The 25,543-nt window shown below is 72.2% G+C and carries 23 protein-coding genes and 3 tRNA genes; 16 read left to right on the top strand and 10 right to left on the bottom strand.

Annotated features, from left to right (window positions below):
* Positions 1 to 325: 325 nt before the first annotated feature.
* Positions 326 to 760 (bottom strand): PH domain-containing protein, encoded by a 435-nt coding sequence (locus OG767_RS00495; protein ID WP_281934143.1) that lies wholly within the window; start codon positions 758 to 760, stop codon positions 326 to 328.
* Between the two features lie 166 nt (positions 761 to 926).
* On the opposite strand from OG767_RS00495, the gene OG767_RS00490 reads away from it, so the two are divergent.
* From OG767_RS00490 to OG767_RS00465, 6 genes are all read left to right on the top strand, one after another.
* Complete coding sequence (locus tag OG767_RS00490) at positions 927 to 2,099, top strand: acetyl-CoA C-acyltransferase (protein ID WP_281934145.1); 1,173 nt, start codon at positions 927 to 929, stop codon at positions 2,097 to 2,099.
* Positions 2,100 to 2,169: 70 nt separating this feature from the next.
* Positions 2,170 to 2,682 (top strand): hypothetical protein, encoded by a 513-nt coding sequence (locus OG767_RS00485; RefSeq protein ID WP_405091689.1) that lies wholly within the window; start codon positions 2,170 to 2,172, stop codon positions 2,680 to 2,682.
* A 69-nt stretch (positions 2,683 to 2,751) separates the two neighbouring features.
* Positions 2,752 to 3,444, top strand: a complete 693-nt coding sequence (locus OG767_RS00480) for a response regulator transcription factor (RefSeq protein ID WP_107156506.1) — start codon at positions 2,752 to 2,754, stop codon at positions 3,442 to 3,444.
* Positions 3,437 to 4,885, top strand: coding sequence for a sensor histidine kinase (locus tag OG767_RS00475; protein WP_405091688.1), 1,449 nt, complete (start codon positions 3,437 to 3,439; stop codon positions 4,883 to 4,885). The genes OG767_RS00480 and OG767_RS00475 overlap by 8 nt, the downstream gene beginning before the upstream one ends.
* Positions 4,886 to 4,941: 56 nt before the next feature.
* Complete coding sequence (locus OG767_RS00470; RefSeq protein WP_405091687.1) at positions 4,942 to 5,601, top strand: hypothetical protein; 660 nt, start codon at positions 4,942 to 4,944, stop codon at positions 5,599 to 5,601.
* Between the two features lie 79 nt (positions 5,602 to 5,680).
* A complete protein-coding gene (locus OG767_RS00465) occupies positions 5,681 to 6,391 on the top strand; it encodes a glycosyltransferase family 2 protein (protein ID WP_405091686.1) in 711 nt (236 codons plus the stop codon).
* 48 nt (positions 6,392 to 6,439) lie between these two features.
* Here OG767_RS00465 and OG767_RS00460 read toward each other — a convergent pair whose 3' ends face one another.
* A complete protein-coding gene (locus OG767_RS00460; protein ID WP_405094096.1) occupies positions 6,440 to 7,318 on the bottom strand; it encodes a transketolase family protein in 879 nt (292 codons plus the stop codon).
* 8 nt (positions 7,319 to 7,326) lie between these two features.
* Positions 7,327 to 8,010: a transketolase gene (locus tag OG767_RS00455; RefSeq protein ID WP_405091685.1), complete on the bottom strand. Its 684-nt coding sequence runs from the start codon at positions 8,008 to 8,010 to the stop codon at positions 7,327 to 7,329.
* Positions 8,011 to 8,056: 46 nt separating this feature from the next.
* Here OG767_RS00455 and soxR point away from each other — a divergent pair, with 46 nt between their 5' ends.
* Positions 8,057 to 8,509: a redox-sensitive transcriptional activator SoxR gene (gene soxR / locus OG767_RS00450; protein WP_405091684.1), complete on the top strand. Its 453-nt coding sequence runs from the start codon at positions 8,057 to 8,059 to the stop codon at positions 8,507 to 8,509.
* A 3-nt stretch (positions 8,510 to 8,512) separates the two neighbouring features.
* On the opposite strand, the gene OG767_RS00445 is transcribed toward soxR, so the two are convergent.
* A complete protein-coding gene (locus tag OG767_RS00445) occupies positions 8,513 to 9,487 on the bottom strand; it encodes an NAD(P)H-quinone oxidoreductase (RefSeq protein WP_405091683.1) in 975 nt (324 codons plus the stop codon).
* Positions 9,488 to 9,558: 71 nt separating this feature from the next.
* Here OG767_RS00445 and OG767_RS00440 point away from each other — a divergent pair.
* Positions 9,559 to 9,645: transfer RNA gene (locus OG767_RS00440), tRNA-Ser, on the top strand.
* A 70-nt stretch (positions 9,646 to 9,715) separates the two neighbouring features.
* Here the strand turns inward: OG767_RS00440 and OG767_RS00435 are convergent.
* On the bottom strand, positions 9,716 to 10,696 hold the full coding sequence (locus OG767_RS00435) for a hypothetical protein (RefSeq protein WP_405091682.1): 981 nt from the start codon (positions 10,694 to 10,696) through the stop codon (positions 9,716 to 9,718).
* A 374-nt stretch (positions 10,697 to 11,070) separates the two neighbouring features.
* On the opposite strand from OG767_RS00435, the gene OG767_RS00430 reads away from it, so the two are divergent.
* Positions 11,071 to 11,604, top strand: coding sequence for a YbhB/YbcL family Raf kinase inhibitor-like protein (locus OG767_RS00430; RefSeq protein WP_405091681.1), 534 nt, complete (start codon positions 11,071 to 11,073; stop codon positions 11,602 to 11,604).
* An 87-nt stretch (positions 11,605 to 11,691) separates the two neighbouring features.
* Here OG767_RS00430 and OG767_RS00425 read toward each other — a convergent pair whose 3' ends face one another.
* Positions 11,692 to 12,396, bottom strand: a complete 705-nt coding sequence (locus OG767_RS00425) for a bifunctional 2-polyprenyl-6-hydroxyphenol methylase/3-demethylubiquinol 3-O-methyltransferase UbiG (RefSeq protein ID WP_107156514.1) — start codon at positions 12,394 to 12,396, stop codon at positions 11,692 to 11,694.
* A gap of 209 nt (positions 12,397 to 12,605) precedes the next feature.
* Between OG767_RS00425 and OG767_RS00420 the strand changes: the two genes are divergently transcribed.
* Positions 12,606 to 14,375 (top strand): hypothetical protein, encoded by a 1,770-nt coding sequence (locus OG767_RS00420; RefSeq protein ID WP_405091680.1) that lies wholly within the window; start codon positions 12,606 to 12,608, stop codon positions 14,373 to 14,375.
* A 7-nt stretch (positions 14,376 to 14,382) separates the two neighbouring features.
* Here OG767_RS00420 and OG767_RS00415 read toward each other — a convergent pair whose 3' ends face one another.
* The gene (locus OG767_RS00415; RefSeq protein ID WP_405094095.1) at positions 14,383 to 15,159 is read right to left on the bottom strand and encodes a hypothetical protein; all 777 of its coding nucleotides are present in this window, start codon (positions 15,157 to 15,159) and stop codon (positions 14,383 to 14,385) included.
* Positions 15,160 to 15,476: 317 nt separating this feature from the next.
* Between OG767_RS00415 and OG767_RS00410 the strand changes: the two genes are divergently transcribed.
* A complete protein-coding gene (locus OG767_RS00410; RefSeq protein ID WP_405094094.1) occupies positions 15,477 to 17,009 on the top strand; it encodes a peptide deformylase in 1,533 nt (510 codons plus the stop codon).
* 115 nt (positions 17,010 to 17,124) lie between these two features.
* Here OG767_RS00410 and OG767_RS00405 read toward each other — a convergent pair whose 3' ends face one another.
* Positions 17,125 to 18,246, bottom strand: a complete 1,122-nt coding sequence (locus OG767_RS00405; RefSeq protein WP_405091679.1) for a globin domain-containing protein — start codon at positions 18,244 to 18,246, stop codon at positions 17,125 to 17,127.
* A 122-nt stretch (positions 18,247 to 18,368) separates the two neighbouring features.
* On the opposite strand from OG767_RS00405, the gene OG767_RS00400 reads away from it, so the two are divergent.
* Positions 18,369 to 19,142: a CPBP family intramembrane glutamic endopeptidase gene (locus OG767_RS00400; protein WP_281934165.1), complete on the top strand. Its 774-nt coding sequence runs from the start codon at positions 18,369 to 18,371 to the stop codon at positions 19,140 to 19,142.
* Here OG767_RS00400 and OG767_RS00395 read toward each other — a convergent pair.
* Entirely contained in the window at positions 19,103 to 20,344 is a 1,242-nt protein-coding gene (locus OG767_RS00395) for a hypothetical protein (protein ID WP_405091678.1), read from the bottom strand. The genes OG767_RS00400 and OG767_RS00395 overlap by 40 nt on opposite strands.
* 594 nt (positions 20,345 to 20,938) lie before the next feature.
* Between OG767_RS00395 and OG767_RS00390 the strand changes: the two genes are divergently transcribed.
* Positions 20,939 to 21,029 (top strand) — tRNA-Ser (locus OG767_RS00390).
* Between the two features lie 36 nt (positions 21,030 to 21,065).
* Positions 21,066 to 21,138 (top strand) — tRNA-Arg (locus OG767_RS00385).
* Between the two features lie 369 nt (positions 21,139 to 21,507).
* Here the strand turns inward: OG767_RS00385 and OG767_RS00380 are convergent.
* Complete coding sequence (locus OG767_RS00380; protein WP_405091677.1) at positions 21,508 to 22,623, bottom strand: tyrosine-type recombinase/integrase; 1,116 nt, start codon at positions 22,621 to 22,623, stop codon at positions 21,508 to 21,510.
* Between the two features lie 595 nt (positions 22,624 to 23,218).
* Here OG767_RS00380 and OG767_RS00375 point away from each other — a divergent pair.
* On the top strand, positions 23,219 to 24,304 hold the full coding sequence (locus tag OG767_RS00375) for a helix-turn-helix domain-containing protein (RefSeq protein WP_405091676.1): 1,086 nt from the start codon (positions 23,219 to 23,221) through the stop codon (positions 24,302 to 24,304).
* A gap of 9 nt (positions 24,305 to 24,313) precedes the next feature.
* A complete protein-coding gene (locus OG767_RS00370; protein ID WP_405091675.1) occupies positions 24,314 to 25,201 on the top strand; it encodes a hypothetical protein in 888 nt (295 codons plus the stop codon).
* Positions 25,202 to 25,543 lie beyond the last annotated feature (342 nt).

Below are 25,543 nucleotides of genomic sequence, written 5' to 3'. Positions count from 1 at the left end.
CTGGGTAGGCATCGTCCCCAGAGTCCCTTTGCTCTGCAGCCACCGGCGCAGCAGTAACCGAGCGTTGCCGCTGCGCCGGTGGCTGCAGAGCAAAGGCGCGCGGAGGACAACCTGTGGGTGGCCCGGCCTTCAAAGTATTTCCCCAGCTCAGCGCCGGAATGCTGGGTGGCGGTAAGGCCGGCCACTCGGAGATGGATCAACGAGCCGTCACGCATAGTGGTCGCCGCACCTGTATGTTCCGACGCCTACCCATCGTGACCGACGGGCGGCCCGCCGCGCGGATCGGCGCGGGGCCTCCTCAGCGCGCGCAACGGCGCGGGCCGCGTCAGCGTGCGGCGGCGCGTGCGGCGGTGAGCGTGGCGGCCACCTCTTCCAGTGGCGCGTCCAGGTCGCGGCGGCCGAACAGGTGCAGCGACTCCCCGGCGTCGATCTCCAGCGTCTCGGCGGTGACCCCGCGTCGGCTGCGTCGGTCCAGCCGGATCGCCTCCACCGCGGCCCACGGGAGCCGGCGTCGGCCGGCGTACCCGCGGATCACGGTGAGGCCCTCGGGGTCGACGGCGAGCCGGACCGGCGCGACGAGGTCGCGCAGCGCCCATGCGAGCAGCGCGGCGGCGAGCGAGCCGGCGAGCGCCGGGCGGACCGGGTCGCCGTCGGCGAGCGCCAGGCCCAGGGCGATCAGGGCGAGCGCGCCGAGCGCCTTGACCACCGGCAGCGCCCGGGGCACGCGCCACTGCCGGACCGGTGGCGGCTGTGGATCCATCCGCCCAGCATGCCAGCGGCCGGGGCCATCCGGCACGCCCGGAAAGGCCGCCCGGAGAAGGCTCGCCCGGACGGCGCCACCGGACGGCACGACCGGGGCGGCGAGGAGGGACGACGGTCAGGTCAGCACGTACTATGGGCTCAAGCGAGGTTACCGGGGAGTAGACATGAGTGACGCGGTCATCGTCGGTGCGGTGCGGACCCCGGTAGGGCGGCGCAAGGGCAGCCTCGCCGGCGTGCACCCGGTCGACCTCTCGGCCCACGTGCTGCGCGCCCTGGCCGAGCGCACCGGCATCGACCCCGGTCAGGTCGACGACGTGGTGTGGGGCTGCGTGTCGCAGGTCGGCGAGCAGTCCTGGAACGTGGCCCGCAACGCCGTGCTGGCGGCCGGCTGGCCCGAGTCCGTGCCCGGCACCACGCTCGACCGGCAGTGCGGGTCGAGCCAGCAGGCGTTGCACTTCGCCGCCGCCACCGTGCTCTCCGGCCAGGCCGACCTGGTCGTCGCCGGTGGCGTCGAGTCGATGACCCGGGTGCCGATGGGCTCCAGCGTGGCCGGCGGGATGCCGTTCAGCCCGGCGATCCTGGCCCGCTACCGCGGCGCCGAGGGCGTCGCCGAGGATTCGCCGCTGCCGTTCAACCAGGGCGTCGGCGCCGAGCTGATCGCCGAGCGGTGGCGCTTCTCGCGCACCCAGCTCGACGAGTTCGCGCTGGCCAGCCACGAGAAGGCGGCGGCCGCGCAGGACGCCGGCGCGTTCGAGCCGGAGCTGGCCCCGGTGGTGCTCGCCGACGGCGGCAAGTTCACCGCCGACGAGGGCATCCGCCGGGACACCACGCTGGCCAAGCTCGGCGAACTGAAGACCCCGTTCCGCGCCGACGGGGTGGTCACCGCCGGCTCCGCGTCGCAGATCTCCGACGGCGCCGCCGCGCTGGCGGTGACCACCGCCGAGTGGGCCAGCCGGCACGGCCTGCGCCCGCTGGCCCGGGTGCACACCGCCGTGGTGGCCGCCGACGATCCGGTCGCCATGCTCACCGCGCCCATCCCGGCCACCGCGAAGGCGCTGCGCCGCGCGGGGCTGGGCATCGAGGAGATCGGGGTGTACGAGGTGAACGAGGCGTTCGCCCCGGTGCCGCTGGCCTGGCTGGCCGAGACCGAGGCGGACCCGGAGCGGCTCAACCCCCGGGGTGGCGCGATCGCGCTGGGCCACCCGCTCGGCGGGTCCGGCGCGCGGATCATGACGACGATGCTCCAGCACATGCGGGACAACGGCATCCGCTACGGCCTGCAGACCATGTGCGAGGGCGGCGGCATGGCCAACGCCACCATCGTCGAACTGCTCTGAGAGCGGGTGGAAGTTCCAGAAATCCAGGGTGACCCATGTCACTACGGGTCAACCGCTCGTTGCACCCGACATGGACGTGTTCTCCCGAACGTTCCTCCCGGCGGCGGCCGAGACCGGCCTGGCCACCCAGACCGCCACCCGCCACATGCCGGTGTTCCGGCGCTGCGTCGGCTCCGGCGACGCCACCATCCTGGTCACCAGGTGCAGCCGCCCGGAGCATCCGGTCGGCGGCGAATACCTCATGCTCCTCACCCATCGCCGGCTGGTGGTGACCCGGCAGACCCGGTTGCTGCACCGGCTGCGCCTGCACCTCAACACCGAGCTGCGGGAGCTCAGCAACGTCACCTGGAGCCCGGACCCACGGGCGCACCGCGTGGAGCTGGCGGCCACCGCCATCGACGGCGTACGCGAACGTTTCCTCATCCGGACCCATCACCCGAAGGGGGTGTGGCAGCTCGACGCGCTGCTCCACCACGCCTTCCGGACCCGGCTGCGTACCCCGGCGGAACGCCTGGTCGCCACCATCGGTGACTGGCCGGCCGGCCCCCGGCCGGTCGTGTTCCGTCCGGCGTCGGCCCGCTGACGTTCTCCTTACCGAACCCGAACATCTCCCGGACCTTCCCGGCGGCCACCGGTCGGTCATCATGGGCCGGTGACCGCCGACACCGCGCAGCGCGGGCTCGTCCTCGTGGTGGAGGACGAGCCGTCCATCGCCGACCTGGTCCGGCTCTACCTGACCCGGGACGGCTTCGGCGTACACCTGGAACGGGACGGCACGGCCGGGCTGGCCGCCGCGCGGCGGCTGCGCCCGGTGGCCTGCGTGCTCGACATCGCGCTGCCCGGCCTGGCCGGCACCGAGATCTGCCGGCGGCTGCGCGCGGCCGGTGACTGGACGCCTGTCATCTTCCTCACCGCCCGCGACGACGAGGTGGACCGCGTGGTCGGCCTGGAGTTGGGCGCGGACGACTACGTCACCAAGCCGTTCAGCCCGCGTGAACTGGTCGCCCGGGTCCGCGCGGTGCTGCGCCGCAGCGCCGGCACGCCGGCCACCGCCGAACAGCCGCGGGTGCTCGGCCCGGTCACGCTCGACCCGGCCCGCCGGGCGGTGACCGTCGGCGGGGCGCCGGTGCAGCTCACCTCCACCGAGTTCGACCTGCTCGCCCACCTGATGGCCCGCCCCGGCCGGGTGTTCACCCGGGAGGAACTGCTGGCCGGCGTCTGGGGATACGCGGCGCACGCCGGCACCCGGACCGTGGACGTGCACGTGGCGCAGGTCCGGGCGAAGCTCGGCCCGGCCAGCGTGATCCGCACCCACCGCGGCGTCGGGTACGCGGCCGATGCCTGACCAGCCCACCGTGGCGCTGCCGGTGATCCGGACCGGGCCCGCCGCACCGCCCGCCCGCCGTTGGCCGGGCCACACGCTCACCGCCCGCGCGGTGCTCGTCACCTGTGCGGTGGCGCTGGTGTCGGTGCTGGTCACCGCGCTGGTGGCGGTGCCGTTGGCGGTACGCGGCGCGGAACGGCGGGACCAGGACGCGCTGGCCGCCCAGGCCCGGCTCGCCGCCGACGTGCTGCGCGTCCGCGCGGTACGCCAACGCGACAGCGCCGGGGACCGGCTCATCCGGCAGCTCCGCCAGCAGCAGATCGACGTGTACCTGGTCCGCGACGGCCGGGCCGACCGGAGTGGCCTGCCCGCGCCGCTGGTCGCCCGGGTGGCTGCCGGCGGCAACGTCTCCGGCCGGCGACTCGTCGACGGGGAACGCCGGCTCGTCGAGGCACGGGCGCTGCCCGGCGGCGACGGGGTGGTGCTCACCCGCGCCGCCACCGCCGGCCCCTGGCGGCAGGTGCTGCGCGGGCTCTGGCTGCCGCTGCTCGCCGGGCTTGCCGCCGGGGCGGTCGCCGGACTGCTGCTGGCCCGCCGGCTGGCCCGACCGATCCGCGTCGCGGCCACCGCCGCCGCCCGACTCCGGGCCGGGGACCGGGCGGTCCGGGTGCCGGTCGAGCCGCCCGACGAGGTGGCCGACCTGGCGTACGCGCTCAACGGGCTGGCCGCCGCGCTGGCCACCAGCGAGGGCCGGCAGCGTGAGTTCCTGCTCTCCGTCTCGCACGAGTTGCGGACGCCGCTCACCGCCATCCGGGGCTACGCCGAGGCGCTGGCCGACGGGGTGCTCGACGCGGACGCGGTGCCGGCGACCGGGCGTACCGTGCTGGCCGAGGCCGAGCATCTGGACCGGCTGGTCAGCGACCTGTTGGCGCTGGCCCGGTTGGAGGCGGCGGACTTCCCGCTGGAACCGGTGCGGGTGGACCTGACCCGGCTCGCCGCCGACGTGGAGCGCACCTGGTCGGACCGGTGCACGGCGGTCGGGGTGCCGTTCCGGGTGGAGACGCCGGGCGGGCCGGTGCCGGCGTACACCGATCCGGGCCGGATCCGGCAGGTGGTGGACGGGCTGCTGGAGAACGCGCTGCGGGTCGTACCCCCGGGGGCGCCGGTGGTGCTCGCGGTCCGGCCCGCCGGCGCGGACCCGGCGGCCGGCGGGGTCCTGGAGGTCCGCGACGGCGGGCCCGGCTTCACCGACGACGACCTGGCGGTGGCGTTCGAGCGGGGCGCGCTGCACCAGCGCTACCGGGGGGTGCGCAAGGTCGGCAGCGGGCTGGGGCTGGCGCTCGCCGCCGGGCTGGTGCGCCGGCTGGGCGGCGACATCGCCGCCGGGCACGCGCCGGAGGGCGGCGCGGCGTTCACGGTCCGGCTGCCCGGAGATCCTTACCTGGCTCGAACATCGGCCTGACGGTCCGCTCGCGCCGGTGCGGAACGCTGACGTCACCACCGACGAGAGGAACACCGATGGCACGTCAGCGAATCGTCACCGGAGCCACCGCGCTGTTCACCGCCGCGGCGCTCGGCCTCGCCGGGTGCGGCGCGGCGCAGACCGGCGCCGACGCGGCCCGGGAGACCGCGGTCGAGGTGGCCGCCGCCATGGGCACCGACGGGCAGGCCCTGGCCGCGCTCGGCGTCGACCCGGCCGACCTGGACGTCGATCCGGTCGCGGCACCCGCCCCGTCGGCCTCCGGCACGCCGGCGGCGCAGGGCGGCTCCGGCACGCCGACGGAGCTGGCCGGCTCCGGCACGCCGGACGAGCAGGCCGGACCGGACCGCAAGGGGGACCGGGCGCAGGACTGGCGCAAGCGGCACCGGGCCCGGGTGCTGCTGCGCAAGAACCGGCTGCACGGCGAGGTCGTGGTGCAGACCAAGGAGAACGGGACGAAGACGGTAGCCGTCCAGCGCGGTGAGGTGACCGCGGTCGACGCGAAGTCGATGACCGTGAAGTCCACCGACGGCTTCACCATGACCTGGACGTTCGGCGAGAAGCTGCGGGTGGTCGAGCGCCGCGCGACGATCCAGGCGAACGAGATCAAGGTCGGCACGACGGTCGGCGTGGCCGGCGCCAAGGAGGGGGACAAGGGGGTGGCCCGGCTGGTCGTGGTGCCGCTCCGCCAGGAGTAAGGTGGGCGGGCTGTCGTGACCTCAGGAATCTGCCAGGCTACGCTATGCCCCGACCTGCCGTCACCTCCATGGAGAACCCGTGAAGCTTTCGATCCTCATGCCGGTCTACAACGAGGAAGAACGCATCGCGGACGCCCTCAAGCAGGCGTTGGCGGTGGACTACCCGTGCGAGATCGAGCTGGTCGTCGTGGACGACGGCAGCCGGGACGGCACCGGTGAGGTGCTCGGCCGGGTGGACGACGCCCGGCTGCGGGTGATCACCCATCCGCGCAACGCCGGCAAGGGCGCGGCCATCAAGACCGCCGTCGACAACGCCGAGGGTGAATACATGGTCATCCTCGACGCCGACCTGGAGTACGACCCGCAGGACATCCCGCGCCTGCTTCAGCCGGTGCTCGACGGGCACGCCACGGTGGTCTACGGCAATCGCACGTTCGGCAGCCACAGCTCCTACAGCTTCTGGTACGTGATGGGCAACAAGGGCGTCACGCTGGCGGCCAACGTGCTCTACAACTCCTACATCGGCGACCTGGAGACCTGCTTCAAGCTGATGCCGCTGGCGCTCTACCGCTCGCTCCAGGTGCGCTCCCGGGGCTTCGGCATGGAGGCCGAGGTCACCGGCAAGCTGCTCCGTCAGCGCATCCGCCCCTACGAGGTGCCGATCAGCTACCGCGCCCGGGGCCGGGAAGAGGGCAAGAAGATCACCTGGAAGGACGGCGTCGAGGCGATCTGGATCCTGGCCCGCGAGCGGGCCCGTCGCCGCCCGGTCGGTCCCACCGCCGCGCGCTGACCCGACGCACCGGAACCCCGCACCCCGGCGGTGCGGGGTTCCGTCGTGTCAGGCGCCGAGGAACGCGTCGACGGAACGGCGCAGCCCGGCCGCGTCCAGCCCGTGCCAGCGGTCGTGGTCCGCCGGGCCGCCGTAGCGGCGCAGCTCCGCCCGGCCGACGCCGAGCGCGAGCAGCCGGTGCGGCCGGTCGGCCAGCGCGTCGGACACCACCCGGGTGGACGTGCCGGCCAGGTACGGCTCGACCAGGATCACCTCGCCGCCGGCCAGCGCCCGCAGCCCGGCCGTGTCGAACGGCCGGGGCCGGTGGGTGAACGCCACCGTGACCGGCCGGTCCGCCACCGCGTGCAGCGCCGCGTCCAGCACCGGCCCGACCGCCACCAGCAGCGGCGCGCCCGGCCCGGCGTCCCGGACCACCCGCAGGTCACCCGCCTCCGGGTACGCGGACGCGTTGCCCCGGGTGGACAGCCGCAGATACGCCGGTTCGGTCCCGCACACCACGTCCCGCAGCAGCGGTCGCACCTCGTCCGGGTGACCCGGCACGTGCACGGTCCACCCGTCGAGCGTGTCGATCAGGCTCACGTCGGCCGGCGCGAGGTGGGTCCGACCGGCCGCCGCCCGGTCGTACGAGGCGCCGATGCTGACCAGCACCGCGCCGACCCCTTGGTGGTCGAGGTCCAGCTTGATCTGCTCGTACGCCCGCTCGACGAGGAACGGGGCGTAGCTGTGCACGATCGGCCGCTGCCCGGTCAACGCCAGCCCGCCGGCCACACCGATCATGAGCTGTTCCCGGATCCCGACGTTGACCACCCGGTCCGGGTGGCGGACGGCGGCCGGGGCGAACGCGGCGGCGGAGATGTCCGCCAGCACGAGCACGCTCCTCGGGTCCGCCAGCACCTCCTCGGTGCTGGTCACGAACGCGTCCCGCATGGTCATGGTCACTCCCCGTCGGTGACGGCCGCGACGACGACGTGCGGCCGGTGGTGGTCGTGCCCGGTCAGGGCGGCGTGCAGGGCGTCGTGGTCGTGGCCGTCCACGGTGGCGGCGGTCCACCCGTTGACGGTGAACCGGCTGGCGGCCCCACCCGGCCAGCCGTGCGTGGCGGAGCGGTTGTCCACCACGATCGCGGTCAGGTTGGCCAGGCCGGTCGCGCCGGCGTACGCGATCGCCTCGTGGTTGGCGCCCTCGTCCAGTTCGGCGTCGCCGAGCAGCACGTACACCCGGGGGTCGGGGCGGCCCTGGGCCCGCAGGCCGAGCGCGGTGCCCACGCCCAGCCCGAGCCCGTGGCCGAGCGACCCGGAACCGATCTCCACGCCCGGCACCAGCGTCCGGTCCGGGTGGTCGCCGAGCCGGCTGGCCGGCCCGCCCTGGTCGTCCAGCCACTCGACCGGCACGAAGCCCCGCGCGGCGAGCAGCGCGTAGTAGCCGGCGACCGCGTGCCCCTTGGAGAGCAGGAACCGGTCCCGGTCGGGGTCGGCCACGGTCGCCGGGGTGATCCGGAGCACCCGGTCGTAGAGCACGTGGAGCACGTCCAGCGTCGAGTACACGTTCGCGCCGAACTCGCGGCCGGCACGGATCCGCTCCAGCAGCGCGGCCAGCTCGGTGGCGGTGGTCGTCGTCATGCCGATAGCCTCGAACCTCAACCGAACTTCACCTCAAGGTCCTGTGATGCACGAGGCAACGCTCACCATCGGCCAGCTCGCCGAGCGCAGCGGCGTGGCACCCTCCGCGCTGCGCTACTACGAGCGGCTCGGCCTGATCCACGCCGTCCGCACCGGCGGCAACCAGCGCCGCTACGCCCGCACCGAGCTGCGTCGGGTGGCCTTCGTCCGGATCTCCCAGCAGGTCGGCGTCTCGCTGGACGAGATCCGGGCGGCGTTGGACTCGCTGCCCGCCGGCCGCACCCCCACCCCGGAGGACTGGGCGGCGCTCTCCCGGGGCTGGCGGGAGCGGCTGGACGAGCGGATCCGACTGCTCGGCAAGCTCCGCGACGACCTGGACGGCTGCATCGGCTGCGGCTGCCTGTCGTTGCAGCGCTGCACGCTCTACAACCCCGGCGACTCGCTGGCCACCGAGGGCCCCGGCGCGCGCCTGGTGCTCCCGCGTGCCGACCCGGGCTGAGCGTCACCGCACCAGCAGCACCTTGCCCAGGTGGTCACTCGTCTCCACCAGCCGGTGCGCGTCGGCGGCGTCCGCCATCCCCACCCGGGCGTGCACCACCGGCCGGACCCGGCCGGCTGCCACCAGCGGCCACACCTGCTCGCGTACGCCCCGGACGATCGCCGCCTTCTCGGCGAGCGGGCGGGAACGCAGCGCGGTGGCGTGCACCGAGGCCCGCTTCGCCAGCAGCATCCCGAGGTCGAGTTCGCCCTTGCGCCCGCCCTGCATGCCGATCACCACGAGCCGGCCGCCGGTCGCCAGCGCCGCCACGTTCCGCGGCAGGTAGGACGCGCCCATGATGTCCAGGATCACGTCCGCGCCGCGCCCGTCGGTGACCCGGCGGACCTCCTCGACGAAGTCCTGCTCCCGGTAGTCGACGGTGTGCGCGGCGCCCAGCTCGCGCAGCCGCTCGTGCTTGGCCGCCCGCGCGGTCGCCACCACCGTCGCGCCCAGCGCCACCCCGAGCTGGATCGCGAACGTGCCGATGCCGCTGCCGCCACCGTGCACCAGCAGCGTGTCCCCCTCGGCCAGCCCGGCCAGGTCCACCACGTTCGACCACACCGTGCAGGCCACCTCCGGCAGCGCGGCGGCGTCGACCAGGTCCACCCCGTCCGGCACCGGCAGCAACTGCCCGGCCGGCACGGCGACCTGCTCGGCGTACCCGCCGCCGGTCAGCAACGCGCAGACCTCCTGGCCCACCGACCAGCCGGTCACGTCGGAGCCGAGCGCGCGGACCGTCCCCGAGCACTCCAACCCGGGGTACGCGGACGCGCCCGGCGGCGGCGGGTAGTGCCCCTGCCGTTGCAGCAGGTCGGCCCGGTTGACGGCGCTGGCCCGCACCTCGACGACCACCTCACCGGGGCCGGGTTCGGGGTCGGGGACCTCCGCCCAGACGAGTGCCTCGGGTCCGCCGGGTTCCGTGATCGTGACAGCGCGCATGGCTCAGTCTTACCCGATGCGCCGTTCGTGGCAGACTAGGCGCGGTCGCGTACCCCTCGGGGAGCGCGCCGGGAGGGTTCGCCTAGTGGCCGATGGCGCTGGTCTTGAAAACCGGTAAGGCAGCGATGTCTTCGTGGGTTCGAATCCCACACCCTCCGCCCAGTGCAGGTGAACGCCCCGTCGAGCAGCACCGTGCCGACGGAGGGGGTGCGCCTGCTGGGCCGGGCCTCACTGGTTCGCGAGAGGTGCCCCAGGGCTTTGCTGCCGCGGCACGTCGGCGATGACGGGCTTGGCATCTTCGGCGCGATAGCGCAGGATCGATACAGGAACAAGGCTCCTCGCCCGGGTGTATAGCGTCACGATCACGCCAAGGATGAGCACCAAGCCGAGGACCAGGATCGCCCAGTCCGCGAATCTGTCGACATCACTCGAGTCCATGGGGCCGACTTCTCTGGCAAATTCTTCCTGTCCCTGCACGGTACGCAAGTCGTACTTTGCGGGATCTATCAGCTCGTGAGGGTTCTTGAGTCGCTGTACGAACGGGTCCAGAAAAGGGTATGACGCGGCGCCCAGCATGCAGAGAATGGAGAGGGAGAGTGAAGGGCCGTCGCCCTTGCGGATGATCCTCCTCCAGACGGATTTGTTTCTGACCTGATTCAATGCAGACTCGGTCAGATTGCCGTCCCCCTTTTTTTGGATCGTGCAGCCGCGGATGGTTCCGGCAAGGACAGGTGAGCCCTGCTCGTGTACCACCTGAATGACGGCTCCGTCGTTGGAGTCCAGGAAGTCGAAGCCAATCGTCACCTTGGAGGGATCGTCCGCGTCGCGGTGCGCGGTGAGACGGTTCTGCTCCCGGCTGTACCACACGATGCTCACGTCGACGACGGTGTCGAGGTCTTCGAGCTGTACGCGAAGTGGGTCTTCCGTTAATATGTCCGATCCCTTGATCGTGTCGCCCCGATTGTTCCAGACGGCGATGTAGGTGCGACTCACCTGACGCAGCTTCTGATCCGCGAAGGCGATCGTCAAGCCTCTGTCGATCAGTTCGGCCTTGGGCTCGACCAGCACGTCATGGTCCGTCACGTAATGCATCTCGGGCCGCAGGCGGGTTTGCCGGGCGACAATGAAGGTGATCGGTATCGCGATGAGTGAGAGCAGGAACCCGGCCACGCCGAAGAAGTCGCTTTCGAAAAAACTACTGCCCAACATTTCTCTCATTTCGAGCCTGTGCATCCGGGGAGGTGGGCGGAGATCATTGCGCAGGATATCGCGTCAGTTGTAGGTGCATCTGTCGGCAGGCCGACGCAAGAAGTAACATTGGCGCTCCTGCCTGTGGTCGTTCGCCGGAGGGCTCGACCAGTCGCCCGCTCGACGTCGTCGAGGCGGAGCTGGGACGGGCCGACGGTTCTAGGAGCCGGCGGGCGGCCCATGTTCCGAGCCGAGCCCATCCCGTGCCGAGCCCATCCCGTGCCGCCGGGCGGCGCGTCGCCCGTACGCGTCTGTCCGGATCGCCAGAGATGGTCAGCCGGTAGCGGGGTATGAAGGGCGCAGAACATTTCGCGCACCCGGAAGGACCCGTTTCGATGACCCTGGAACGACCGATCGCCCCGGACCCGTACGAGCTGCTGCCGACCGTGCCGTCGTTCGACCTGACCAGCGACGACGTGCACAACGGCGAGCCGATGGACGCGCGGTACGCGCACGGCAGCGCCGGCGGTGGGAACGTCTCGCCGCACCTGTCCTGGTCGGGCTTCCCGGCGGAGACGAAGAGCTTCGTGGTCACCTGTTTCGACCCGGACGCGCCGACCGGCAGCGGGTTCTGGCACTGGGTGCTGGTGAACGTGCCCGCCTCGGTCACCGAGCTGCCGGCCGCGGCGCGGGAGGCCGACCTCGGTGGCGCGTTCAGCATCCGCAACGACTACGGCGACACCGGCTACGGGGGTGCCGCGCCGCCGCCGGGGGACCGTCCGCACCGGTACGTCTTCGCGGTGCACGCGGTCGACGTGGAGCGCCTGGACGTGGGCAAGGAGGCGAGCGCGGCCTTCGTCGGCTTCAACCTCGCGTTCCACACGCTGGCCCGCGCGGTGATCCGCCCCACGTACCAGGTCAAGGACTGACCGAGGTGCAAGGAGGGGCCCCTTCTTAACACGTGGTGTTGAGAAGGGGCCCCATCTCTACCGAAGGCGTTAAGAGGGGGCCCGGCCTTACACCCGGGCCACGGCGAAGACGGACTGGCCGAACGGGGGGCGGATGCGCTGCTCGGCGGCCTTGGTGGCGGGCAGCACCAGCGTGTCGTACACCTTCACCATCGGGCCCTCCTTCGGCATCAGCCGGAAGACCTTGGTGGCCATGAAGTAGCCGATCAGGCCGAGCGCGTTCGCGTAGTGGATCTTCTCCACGGTGAGGCCGGCGTCGGTCATCGCGGTGGCGAGCGTCTTCTTGGTGTAGCGCCGCACGTGGCCGGTCGCGATGTCGGCGGGGCCCATGGCGAACTGGAACGCCGGCACGATGATGATCACGGCGCCGCCGGGCCGGACCAGGTCGCGCATGCTGCGCAGCGCGCCCACGTGGTCGTCGATGTGCTCCAGCACGTTGTACGACACGGCGGCGCTGTAGTCGCCCCGCTCGGTGTGCGGCAACAGCATCTGCCGGACCTCGACGCCGGGGTGCTCGGACAGCCGCTCCTTGAGCTTGACCAGCCGGTCCGGGTCGGCTTCGGTGGCCGTGATGCGGGGGATGTGCTCGGACCAGGCGAGTGCGTAGTCGCCGAGGCCGCTGCCGATCTCGATGGGGTTGTCACCGAGGTAGGGCACGGCCAGTTCGACGAACCACCGCCGGTGGTTGACCGCCGTGGCCAGGCCTTCGAGCACCTCCGCCTGGACGCGCTGATCCCCAGTGATTTCTGCCATGCGTCGATTCCTCACGATATGACTGACCCGCGCCTGGACCGTTCAGAGTCAACCATCTGAATGGCCGGCGGGAAAATCGGGGGCACCGCGCTGGCCGAATTGCGGTCGGGTGGGGCACGTGATCGGCGGTCGGCGAACCCGGCACATAGTACGCGAGTCCCCGGAATATGTCACCTGGCCGTCATACAATGACTACGCTCTGAAATGTCATGACTACTCCCCAGCCGGGCGTGGACCCGCGACGAGGACGGTGGACCGACGCCCTCGCCGTGCTCAGCTTCGTGCTGCTCGCGCTCTGGGTGACCGCCCGGCTCTGGATCGATCCGGCCAACGGTGTGCGGGACAATCGCACCGACCAGGCACAGTTCGAATGGATGATGGCACACGGTGCGCGCGTGGTCACTCATTTCGCCTATCCGTTCACCTCGGACCGGATGAATGTGCCGGACGTCGTCAATCTCATGGGGAACACGTCCGTATTATCCGTTTCCTTGCCCCTGTCGCCGATAACGGTGTGGTTCGGGCCGCGATGGTCGTTCCTCGTTTTTCTCACGCTCGGGCTGGCCGCCACCGGCGCCGCCTGGTATTTCCTGCTCTCCCGCGTGGTCGTCGGCGCCCGGGGGCCGGCCTGGCTGGGCGCCGGCTTCTGCGCGTTCGCGCCGGCCATGGTGTCGCACGCGAACGCCCACCCCAACATCGTCAGCCAGTTCGTGGTGCCGCTGATCGTCTGGCGGACGCTCCGGCTGGCGCAGCCCGGCCGCTGGCTGCGCAACGGGTCGCTGCTCGGCCTGGTGATCGTCTGGCAGGCGTTCCTCAACCTGGAGATCCTGCTGATGACCGCGCTCGGCCTGGGCGGCGTGGTGCTGGCGCTGGTGCTCGGCCGGCCCGCGCTCCGGTCGGCGGCCCGGCCGTTCGCCGCCGGGCTCGGGGTGGCCGCCGTCGTGGCCGGGGCGCTGCTGGCGTACCCGCTGCACGTGCAGTTCGCCGGCCCCGGCGCGTACTCCGGGCTCTCCACGCTGATCCGGGGCTACTCCACCGACCTCGCCGCCTACCTGGCCTGGTCCCGCGAGTCGGTGGCCGGCGACGCCCGGGGCAGCGCGCCGCTGGTCAAGAACGCCACCGAGGAGAACGCGTTCTTCGGCTGGCCGCTCGTGGTGCTTGTGGTCGCGCTGGTCTGGTGGCTGCGCCGGGACGCGCTGGTGCTCGGGCTGGCCACGGTCGCCGTGGTGTTCGGTCTCTTCTCGCTCGGCCGGGAGATCCGGTTCGACGGGCGGGAGACCGGCATCCCCGGGCCGTGGGCCGCGCTGGAGAACCTGCCGGTCCTGCACGCGGTGGTGCCCACCCGCTGGTCGCTCGCGCTCACCCCGATCATCGGCGTGCTGCTCGCGCTCGGCGTCGAACGGGTCCGCCGGCTGGCCCACCGGCACCCGGCCGCCCGGGAACAGCTCCGGTTCGCCACCGGCACCGTGCTCGCCATGGCGCTGCTGCCGATCCTGCCCACCCCGCTGCCCGCGACCCGGCTGGACCCGACCCCGGCGTTCGTCACCTCCGGGGCGTGGCGGCCCTACGTGGCGGGTGGGCGGAGCATCGTCACGCTCCCGCTGCCCGACACCACCTACGCGGTCCCGCTGCGCTGGTCCGCCGAGACCCGGCTGGACATGCCGCTGGCCCGGGGCTACTTCCTCTATCCGGACACCCGACCGGGCGCCGACCGGGTCGCGCTCTTCACCGCGCCGCCGCGCCCCACCAGCACGTTCTTCGAGACGGTACGGCGTACCGACGCGGTGCCGCCGATCACTCCGCAGGACCGGGTGGACGCCGTGGACGACCTGCGGCACTGGCGGGCCGGGGCGGTGATCCTCGACCCCCGGCTGCGGCCGGCCGAGTCGCTGCGCCGGGCGATGACCGAGCTGACCGGGATCACCCCGACGCGTACCGGCGGGGTCTGGCTGTGGGACGTGCGCCCGCTCGTCGACTGACCGACGGTCAGCGGACGCAGCAGCCCTGGCAGACCTTCGGCCGGGGCAGCGTGAAGGCCAGGCAGCAGGTGCGCCGCTGCACGGTCGGCTCGCCGGTCGGGCCGGGCACCAGCTCGACCAGGTCGGCCAGGTCGAGCGCGTCGAGCAGCGTGCCGACGGCCACCGTGGTCGGGCCGGGCAGCGCGTCCGCCGCGCGCAGCAGGCCGTGCGCGATGCCGGAGGCCACCGAGCCGAGCAGCGTACGGGTGCCGATCCGGACCTCGCGCTGGATGGCGGTGATCAGCGGGGCGAAGTGCGCGTCGAGCAGCGTCGCGCGTAGCGCGCCGAGCAGTGCCGCCTCGTCGGCGACGACCCGGACGCCCGGCGCGCCGGCCAGCGCCAGCGGGTCGCCGGGCAGCACGGCCACCGGGGTGGAGCCGCGCAGCCCCAGCGTGAGCAACTGGTGGTGGTCCTCGAAGTGCACCAGCACGTCGGCGGGATCGAGCAGCGGCACCCGGCGCGCCGAGGCCCAGCCGAGCACGGCCGGCAACGCGGTCCAGTAGCTGTAGGACTTCCAGGCGAGCGCGGCGCAGGCGTGCGGGGTGCCGCCCCAGCGCCGGCCGGCGGCGGCCAGGAAGCCGGGGAGCAGGGTGCCGTCGATCAGGCGGGTGGCCGGGGCCCAGCGGTCCAACTCGTCGCGGACCAGCAGGCCGGGCGCGAGACCGGGCAGGTCGTCGGTGCCGAACATGGCGCGCAGCGTCGCGGTGACCGGGGCGAACGGGGTGGCGACGTCGCGCCCCGGCATCACCGCAGTCACCTGGCCGTCCCCCGTCCGGTAGCCCGTCGGCCGGCGCGTGCCGTCGACCGAAGCTAAGGCTAGCCTAACCACACTCCCGGACGGAGGGAAGTGGCACCACGGGCTTGATGGGGAGGTCCCGGTCACTCCGTCGCCGTCGTGTACTACCCGGCGGGGTGGGCGGAAAACGCCGGCCGGAGGGCTCGCCGGGCCGCGCAAGCATCGACGCCTGCCGCTGAATTGTCAAGATGACTGTCGAATACGAGGCAGTTTCCGTACACGTTCGGCCACGAAACGTGAAGATGGTCTTCCCGCGTACGAGGAAGCTGATGACCTCACCGATCGAGCGTGCCGCCGAGTCCTTCGCGGTCGAGCTCGCCCGGCACCGCACCGGCCGAGGGCTGTCCAAGAAGCAGCTGGCGACGCTGATGGGCTTCGACCCGTCCTACGTCAGCCACGTCGAAGGGCGCCGGCACCGGCCCACCGAGGACTTCGCCCGCCGGGCCGAGGCCGTCCTGGAGGCCAGCGGCGCGATCTGGCAGCGCTTCCGGGAGTACGACGAGCTGCGGCACAGCCGGGCCACCGGGACGCACCGCGATCCACCCGTCCCCGGCCAGTGGCTGCCCCCCGGCACCGGCCTGGTGGTGGAACGCGAGGTCGCCACGCTCACCCACACCGGCGACGGCTACCACTGCACCATCCGGCGGGAGCTGTACAACGCCGGCACCGAACCGGTCACCCGCTACCTGGTCCGGGTCGCCGTCGACCGCTACCCGAACGACCCGGGCCGCTCCAACCGGCACCACCGCGAGCACCCGCTCACGTTCGCCGAGCTGCAACTCGCCGCGTACCGGGACGACGGCAGCGGACGCGAGCCGATGCACTGGCGGGCCAAGCACGACCGGGACGCGTTCAAGGAGATCTGGCTGCTCTTCGAGAACGACGAGGGCCGCTTCCCGCTCTACCCGGGCGACCGGGTCACCATCGAGTACGCCTACCGCGTCGGACGGGACAAGTGGGGTCCCTGGTTCCAGCGCGCCGTACGCCTGCCCACCCGGCACCTCGCGGTCCGCCTCGACCTGCCGGCGGACCTCGACCCCAAGGTGTGGGGCGCGGAGACCTCGCTGTCGGCGGAGGAGGGCCCGCTGCGGACCCCGATCCAGCAGAGCCGGGACGCCGACCGGGTGATCTACGAGTGGGGGACCGACGACCCGCCGCTGAACGCCCGCTACCGGATGCAGTGGCGGTTCCGCAGCCCCGCGCCGGACACCGAACCGGACAGCTCGCCCGCCGGGGAGACCCGGGTGCGCGCCAGCGACCGGATGCGCGCGGCCGGCATCGTGCAACGCGGCGACGACCTGCTCCGGCAGCCCGCCCGCCAGTTCGACCTGCCGGCCGAGGAACGGCACGCCCGGCAGGTGGTCGACCGGCTCGCCGGCATGCTGGCCCGCCTGGACGAGCTGCACCCGTTCAGCAAGGGCGTCGGCCTGGCCGCGCCGCAACTCGGGATCGGCTGGGCCGCCGCGCTGGTCCGCCCCGCCGACCGGGCGGCCGAACCGGTCGTGCTGCTCAACCCCCGGGTGGTGGACGCCACCACCGAGACCGACGAGCAGTACGAAGGCTGCCTCTCCTTCTTCGACCACCGCGGCCTGGTGCCCCGGCCGCTGCGGATCGACGTGGAACACGCCCAGTGGGACGGCAGCCGCGTCATCACGTCCTTCGAGTACGCGATGGCGCGCCTGGTCGCGCACGAGATCGACCACCTGGAGGGGCGGCTCTACGTCGACCGGATGGCACCCGGCGTGCCCCTGGTGCCGGTGGAGGAGTACCGCGAGACCGGCACCCCCTGGCGCTACTGAGAAGGGCTCCGGCACGCGGGCTGGTTGCCGCCTGGCCCGCGTACCGGGAAACGGGGGGCCGGGTCGCGTGCCCCAGGGGGCGGGGGCACGCGACCCGGCTTGGGGGGAGGAGGGTCTACAGGGTGCCGAACGTGTCGTAACGGATGTGGTCCGGCGGGACGTCGTCGGCGGCGAGCGCCCGCAGGGTCGCCCGGACCATGGCGGCCGAGCCGGAGACGTAACAGTCGTGCGTGGTCCAGGGGCCGTACCGGGTGACCACCTCGGAGACGTCGCCGAGTTCACCGGCGAAGTCCGGGTCGGCGCTGCACGCCGGCGTCACCGACAGCCAGGGATACGCCGTCACCAGTTCCTGGAGGCCGGGCAGCCCGTACAGCTCGTCCGGGTGGCCGGCGCCGTAGAAGACGTGCACCCAGCGGGTGCGGTTGACCCGGGTCAGCTCCTCCACCAGCGCCTTGATCGGGGCCAGCCCCACCCCGCCGGCCACGCAGAGGATGTCCCGGGTGGAGTCCGGGTCCAGCGTCATCGAGCCCATCGGCGCGGCCAGCCGCAGCAGGTCACCCGGCCTGGTCCGGCGCACCAGCGCACCGGACACCCAACCGGCGGCCCTGGCCGGCGTACGGACGTGGAACTCCAGCACGTTCTCCTCGTTCGGGGCGTTCGCCACCGAGTACGTCCGCCAGGTACGCGGCAGGTAGCGGGGCACCTCCACGCTGACGTACTGGCCGGCCTGCCAGGTCAGCGGCGCCTGGAGCGCCCGCACGGTCAGCACCGCGGTGTCCGGGCCGTGCCGTTCGTGCGTCAGCACCTCCGCGTGCCAGAACGGCGGGTTCCCGTCGGCCTCCGCGCCGGCGAGCATCCGCTCACTGATGCTCGCGTACGCGTCCCGCCACGCCTGGTCGTACTCCAGGCTCCAGCCGTCCCCGGCGACGGTGCGCAGGCCGTCCAGCAGCGCGACGCCCAGCGTCGCGTAGTGGTCCGCCGTGACGTGGTACTTCCGGTGGTCCCGGCCCAGCCCGCGCAGGTACTCGTCGAACGCCTCCGGGTCGTCCGCCGTCTGGGCGGCCGTCACGATCGCCTCCAGCAGTCGGTCGCGCTGCCCGCTCATCTGCACCGGGAAGAGCTTGCGCAGCTCCGGGTCGAGCAGGAACATCCGGGCGTAGAAGTGGCCGCAGAGCCGCTCCCCGTGCTCCTCGACCAGGGCCCAGCTCTCCTTCAACAGCCGCGCGACGTTCTCCACAGGGGCACGCTCCTTCTCCGGACGGGCGGATCGGCCCGGATAGAATGTCCACGGAGCGTGCCTGCCGGTCGCACACAATGTGCGACCGGCTCATTTGCCCGGCGAAGTGGTTTCATGGTCCGGTGACGGTTGACGAGCCGGCCCGGCCGGTCTCCCGCCGGGTGCTGGGCACCGAGACGCTGCTCGTGCTCGGCCTCTCCCTCGGCCAGTCGGCCGTGTACGCGCTGGTCTCGCTGATCGCGAAGCTGACCGCGTCGGGCGGGTTGTCGAAGCAGACCGCCGCGCTGAACACGTCCACCTCGGCCCGGCCGTACCTCGACCTCACCTACCAACTGCTCGGGATCGTCTTCGCGCTGCTGCCGGTGCTGCTCGCCGTACACCTGCTGGCGCGTGACCCCGGCGACCCGGCGCGGACGCTCGGCGTCGACCTGACCCGGCCCGGTGCGGACCTGGCCCGGGGCGCGGGCCTGGCCGCGCTCATCGGCCTGCCCGGGCTGGCGCTGTTCTGGGCGGCGGCCCAGCTCGGGGTGAACGCCACGCTGGTGCCGGCCGCGCTGCCGGACCTGTGGTGGGCGGTGCCGGTGCTGATCCTCGCCGCCGTGCAGAACGCCGTGCTGGAGGAGGTGATCGTGGTCGGCTACCTGATCACCCGGCTGCGGCAGCTCACCTGGCGGCTCGGCGCGGTCGTCGCCACCAGCGCCGTGCTGCGCGGCTCCTACCACCTCTACCAGGGCTTCGGCGCGTTCCTCGGCAACGCCGTGATGGGCGTGATCTTCGGGCTGTTCTACCTGCGCACCCGCCGGGTGGCTCCGCTGATCGTCGCGCACACGCTGCTCGACGTGGTCGCCTTCGTCGGCTACGCGCTGCTGCCGAGATCCTGGTTCGACTGGCTCTGACCGGCGCGCCGGTACCGGGCGACCGCCCGGGCGGCGACCCGCTCCGCCGCGGCCGTACCGCCGATCGCCGCCGCCAGCACCGCCGCGCCCGGCAACAACCGCGCCGCCAGGCGCAACCCGAGCCAGCCGCCCGCCTGCGCCGCCACCGGCGTGGCCAGCCGCCAGGCCGCCTCGGCGGTCCGGCCCCACGGCCCGTCCGCCGGGACGTCCGCCGCCCGGGCCGCCGCCAGCGCTGCCCGCGCGGCCCCGTCGTCCGGGTGCACCGACGTCAGCACCAGCAGCTCGGCCGCGCGGTCCGGATGCGCCGGGTCCCGCCCGTACGCGGCCGCCACGTGCAGCACCAGGTTCGCCTGCGTCCAGAGCACCGCGGCCAGCTCCGCGGCCGGCGCGAACACCCCGGCCCCCGCCGCCAGCGCGCCACCCGTACCGGCCATCCGGACGAACCGCCGGGTCGCCAGCCGGGCCACCCCGTCCGCGTCCGCCGCCGGATAGGCCGACCGGACCTGCTCCACCCAGCTCCGGGCCCGCGGCCCGAGCGCGTCCACCGCGGCCAGGGCCAGCAGCTCCGGCGCGAACCCGGGGTGGTCGCGCAGGCGCGGCCCCACCGCCGACCAGCCCGCCACCGGGGTACGCGTGTCCGCCGCGTCGGTCACCTCTGTGCCCGACCGGTGCGGTCCGGCCGGTTCCTGGTCGCTCCGCCTCTGCTCAGGCTGCTCGGATGCGGCCGGCTCGGGTGGAGCTGATTGGTGCTCGGCCGGCTCGGGTGCGGTCGGCTGGTGCTCGGTCCGCTCGGGTCGGCCCGCGTCGGGGCCGGGCACGTTCGGGCCCACGATCAGCTCGGCCGGCCGTTCGGCCGTGGCACCGGTGCGCTTGCGCACGGCGGGACGTGTCTTCGGCCGGTCGTCGGCTGCCGCGTCCGGGCCGGACTCGGCCGGCGTCGGCGTGGTGGCGCGCTTCGCGGGGCTGGTCTTCGCCGCCGGGGCGGTCTTCGTGCTCCGCCGGGCCCGGGTCGGCCGTGGGGCGGGCCCCGCCGCGTCCGCCGCCGCGTCGGGCGTGCCCGATGGGGACCGGTCCGTCCTGTCCGGCGCGGTGAACTCCGGTGCGGCGGACGTCTTCCGGCTGGTGGCGGGCGCCTTCCGAGCGGTCGGCGCGGCCTTCTCGGCGGGGGTGCGACGCGCCCGCTTCGGGGCCGCTCCGCCCACGGGGGTAGCGGTGGCGGTTGGCGTGTCGGCCGGCCCCCCTTCGGCCGGTTCCGGCGCACGCACCGGCACGTCGGGTGCCGGCGTCGGGTCGGTCGCCCCGGCTGCCGTGGGGAGGCCGGCCGTCGCCGGGTCAGCGGGAGGCGTACCCGAACCGGGGGTCTCCGGTGCGGCTGGTTCGCCGACCGACGGCCCGGAACCGGTCGTGGCCGGCTCGGCGGCCGGTCGCGGACGCGGGGCCGGCGGGACGTCGGCGGCCGGCGTCGGTGGCTGGAAGAGGACGCTCGGCGCGGCCCCGCGCGCCCGCCTGCGGGGCGGCGTGTCGTTCGTCTCGTCCCCCGCGTCCGTCGACGGCGGTTCCGGGGTCGGCGGCGGGCTGAAGGTCGGTCGGGGGGAGCGGCTCCGCCGGGCCTTGGCGGGGGGCTCGCGACGGGGCGGATCGCTCGGCGGCTGCTCCTGCATATCGATGGAGCGTAGTCGTGGACGTGACCTGGCACACGGCGACGACGCGGCGGGTTCGGCGGGGTGCCGGTATCCGCTTTGCCCCCGACGGGTGTGGACCTGTATTCTCGGGCGCGGTGACCTCCGGGCCACCGAGGAGACTTCGCCTAGTCTGGTCTATGGCGCCGCACTGCTAATGCGGTTGGGGTCTTAAAGCCCCTCCCGGGTTCGAATCCCGGAGTCTCCGCGCGAAAGCCGGTTGTGTAGACTGGCCGAGCACCAGGCGCCCGTAGCTCAATGGATAGAGCATCTGACTACGGATCAGAAGGTTAGGGGTTCGAGTCCCTTCGGGCGCACAAGATCAAGAGGGGTCTGAACTGCGGAAACGCGGGTCAGGCTCCTCTTGCTGTCTGGCCGGCGTGGACGGTGGGTGTCACGTGGGTGCGATGTGGGTGCAGCCCTGGAAGCGGCCGTCTCGCGGGTTTGTCGGGACGTGACCTGCGGCTTTGTAGCCTGCTTGCCCTTCGGCCGGGTCGGAGCACCTGTTTTCGGTTTCGTCGGTGCCGGGGTGCCAGCTTTGGGGCCGCGGTCGGGCCGGTTCTTGCGGGCGCTGGCTCTGATCTTCCGGCGGGTGCGGCGGGCGGCGTTGAGGACGAGTTGGGCGGTGGCGTCGGCGCAGCGGCGTTGGATCTGTGGCAGGACACTGGTGTAGGTGTCGGCGGTGACTACGATGCTGGAGTGCCCGAGGAGGTCCTGCAGGGTTTTGAGGTCGGCGCCGGCTTCGTGGGCGAGGGACGCGGCGCCGTGGCGCAGTCGTGCAGCCGCACCGGGGGTAGTCCCGCTCGGCGCACGAGGATGCGGAACCGGGTGGTGGCGTAGTTCGGGTTGATCGGCTTGCCGTCTGAGCGGGTGAACACGGATCCGCTGTCGGTCCAGGGCGTGCCGTTCTCTGCCGCCTCCGCCTTGCGGTCTTGCTCGTGGCGGCGGTGCACGCGCAGGATCTGCACGCTGCGTTTGCCGAGGGCGACCGACCGCCGCCCAGCCGGGGTCTTGGGTGCGCCCTCGACGACGTGGTAGCCGGCGGTGGTGCGGTTGCGTTCGATGGTCAGCGTGCCGCGGTCGAGATCGATGTCGGACCAGCGCAGCCCGCACAGCTCACCGCGGCGTAGTCCGCGCAGCCCAGCGAGCCACCAGAGGGTGAACAGCGGCTCGTCGTTCACCGCGCCGAGGAACTCGGCGAGCTGGTCGGCGGTCCACACCGCCACGGCCGGCCGGGCGCCGGTCTGTTCCCAGGACTGCACGCGAGCGTCGGTCCACTCCTTGGCGTGGGGTTGCTGGTAGCCAGCGATCTCGATGTGCCGGGCCGGGTTGCAGTCCAGGACGCCTTCCTTGACCGCGAGGTTGAGGGTGGCCCGCAGGGTGGTGCGCAGGTGGTTCATCGCGGAGGCGGACTGTGGGCGGCCCTTGCTGTTTCTCGTCGCCGCTATCTCGGCAAACACGGTCCGCAGCAGCGGGGCGTCGAGGTCGCCCAGGCGGTAGCGGCCGAGCTGGGGGATGAGGACGTTCTCGACATCGCGGGTGTAGTGGAAGCGGGTGGTGGGCCGGATCTTCGTGCGGTTGTCGAGCCAGTGCCGCAGCCACCGCTCGACCGTCCAGCCCTGCGCCGTCCGATCCGCCTCGGTCGTGGTCAGCCATCCGTCGCGGGCACGGCGGGCGGCGGCCTGCGAGGGGTAGCCGCCGCGACGGACCCGTTCTTTGCGGCCGATGAGGTTGGTCGCCGAGCAGTGAAAGTACCAGGTGCCGTGGCCACGTTCGCCCAGTCGGGGGCAGGACTGCTCCAATCGCCGCCGCTGGTCGTCTCGGCACCCGCACCGTTTGAAGATCACACCTGAGGCCGTCATGAGCGTGCCCTTCTGAAGGAGTCACCTGTTGCATCGACGTTGCCCGACCTGCGGGTACGGGAACTTCTCTCGACGCTCGCCACCGGTGACTTCCGGACATCCGCACACTTGCCCAACCAGAACCATGCAACTCTCGTCGGAGGCCGAGGCTCAGGCAGTGGGTAGGGGCCAGTCTGGCCAGGTCGCTCCAGCTGGTGTCACGGGACACTCATGGGCGACGGTGACCGGACATGAGGTTCCTCTCCGCGAGATGCCGATACGTCGATCGCTGAGCGTCGCGGCCCGAATGGGCCAGGGTCCTGGTAAAGACGATGTGTGGGGGCGGCGCGTTCCTGCTGCGGACGCAGGAGAACCGCCGTCGCTCTTGGCGGGCCGCCGCCTCCCGACCACGCCGTCGCACCCTGAACGCCGACCGGTACAGGACCTTACCACGCTAGTTGTCCGGTTCACTCGAGTTGCGCTGCCGCAAGATTTAACTGGAGTCACGCGTTTGCCCATGGCTGCTAAATCCTAGGTTTGTGGCAAACTTTGACGCATGAACGGCCCCACTGAGCAGGAATTGCTGACCGCCGCGTTCGACAAGTTCACTGAGCTGATCACGGACGACGACATGAAGGTTAACCGCCGGGCCTTCGAGGACGGCGACGCAGGACACGACGCCATGTGGGACATCCAGGCGGCGAACTACCACTGCACGCTCATCGTCCAGGCGTTCAGGCGCTTCATCCCGCGCGACGTTGACCGTGTGCTAGGCGGAAACCACCAGCTCATGCGCCGGGTCGTCCGAGAACCGATCATCGTCGTCGCGCCCTGGCTCAGCCCGCGTTCAAGGGAAGTGCTCCGCGAACAGGACATCAACTACATCGACCTCACCGGAAATGTTCTAGTCCGGATCCCGCGGCCAGCGATTCACATCAGGCTCGATGGCGCCCAGCAGGACCCGAACCCGCCGGCGAAGCCACCCGTCCGGCTCAAAGGTCCCGGCAGCAACGCTCTGGTACGCGTGCTCACCGACTTCGCACCGCCGTATCGGCTCGTAGATCTCGCTGCGGCCAGTGGCCTCAGCAACGCCTACGTCTCGCGCACTCTGACCGCACTCGTTGACGACCGCCTGGTCGAGCGCGACCCGGGCAGCAAGGCTGTCACCCGCGTCGACTGGCGAGAACTGCTGCGCGCCCGAGCGCAGCACTACAACCTGCTCAAGAGCAACCGCAGCCAGACCTATATCGCACGAACCGGCGTCCCATCGCTGCTGCGGAGGCTCAGCAACGACGACCAGGCCGTCATCACCGGCAGCTATGCCGCAAACGAGTACGTGCAGATTGCCGCCCCGACGCAGCTCGCCCTCTACGTCCCCGACATCGCCGCGACCGCATCCCGATTTGAGCTCATGCCCACACAGCAGGGTGCCAACATCATCCTGCTCACCGCAGCCGACGCATCTCAGCTGGCCCGTGCCCGCATGGCCGAAGACGGCACATTCCACGTCGGACTCTCGCAACTCGTCATGGATTGCCTGGCGGGCAACGGCCGTCTCCCAGAGGAGGGCGAGGCACTGCTGGACTGGATGTCGGGCGATCCCGCGGCCTGGCGCCAAGACCATCTGCCCAACCCGGTGTAGCGTCGGCGGGTGACCGCGCCCGATCCCCTCGTGTACGTGGCTGCCCGCCGCGTCCTCCTCAACGCACTGGACGCTCTTGGCGAGCACCGCGCCGCCGTTGTACTGGTGGGCGCGCAGGCGATCTACCTGCAGGCGGGCGAGGCAGACCTAGAGGTCAGCGTCGCCCCGTTCACCGCCGACGCTGACCTGAGCATCGACCCGGCCAGGCTCGGCCCCGACCCGCGCATCGCCGAAGCGATGACCGAAGCAGGCTTCACCCTCAAGGTGAAGACCGACAACGGCGGCATCGAGCCGGGCACGTGGCTGGCACCCGCAAAGATCGAAAAAGAGACCGTGTTCGTACCCGTCGATCTCCTCGTTCCCGAAGCGCTCGCACCCGGACGAGGCAAACGCGACGCCCGGCTGCCCGACCACGGAAAGAACGCCACCCGCTGGACGCCAGGACTCGAAGCGACCATCGTCGACAACACTGAGATGACGGTCGGCAGCCTCGAACCAGACCTCGACACCCGGCAAGCCACGATCAGAGTGGCGGGCCCCGCAGCTCTTCTGGTCGCCAAGAGCCACAAGATCGCAGACCGGCTGACTGACGGCGACCGCGGTCGCGCGCATCGCGTTAAGCCCAAGGACTGCGCCGATGTCATCCGGCTAATGCGGGCTCCCACACCGCCGGACGCCGTCGGCACCCGTCTGGCCGAACTCGCCATGAACCCCATATGTGGCGCCAGCGTCGCCGCCGGCGTCGACCGCCTAGTCGCGCAGTTCGGCGGGCCAAGCAGCCCTGGCGTCGATCTCGCAGTCACGGCGCTGGCCGGAGCGCTTCCCGAGGAACTGCTGCGTGGGCTAGCCCCCATCTACGTTGAGACGATGCTCCGCGCCTATCGGCAGCGTTCTTAAGAATCTTGCTCCCAGGTATCGAGTAGTTGATCAAAGCATCCAGTTCGGGCCCCGGTCGGTGCCGGTGGGGCTCCCGCTGTGGCGATGGTGATGGTGTGGCTTCGGATCAGAAGGTTAGGGGGTTCGAGTCCCTTCGGGCACACCAACGTGACCAGGGAAGATAGCTGACCGGCTGGGGCTGCCCCGGGTTCGGCGGCGACTGCTGCGGACAGTGTTGTGGTGAGAGCGCCTTGGACATCTCGGCCAGTTCCCGGGTCGGCATCAACGAAGCCCGCCGGTTCTTCTCGACAAGCGCCGCCGAAGTCGTGGCGACCAGCCCGTAATGTCATGGTTGACTTGTTG

The organism is Micromonospora sp. NBC_01392, assembly GCF_045040125.1.
In the GTDB taxonomy this organism is placed as follows: Bacteria; Actinomycetota; Actinomycetes; order Mycobacteriales; family Micromonosporaceae; genus Micromonospora.
The sequence above is the reverse complement of the archived record's forward strand: the minus strand, read 5'-3'. Positions and strand labels throughout refer to the sequence as shown.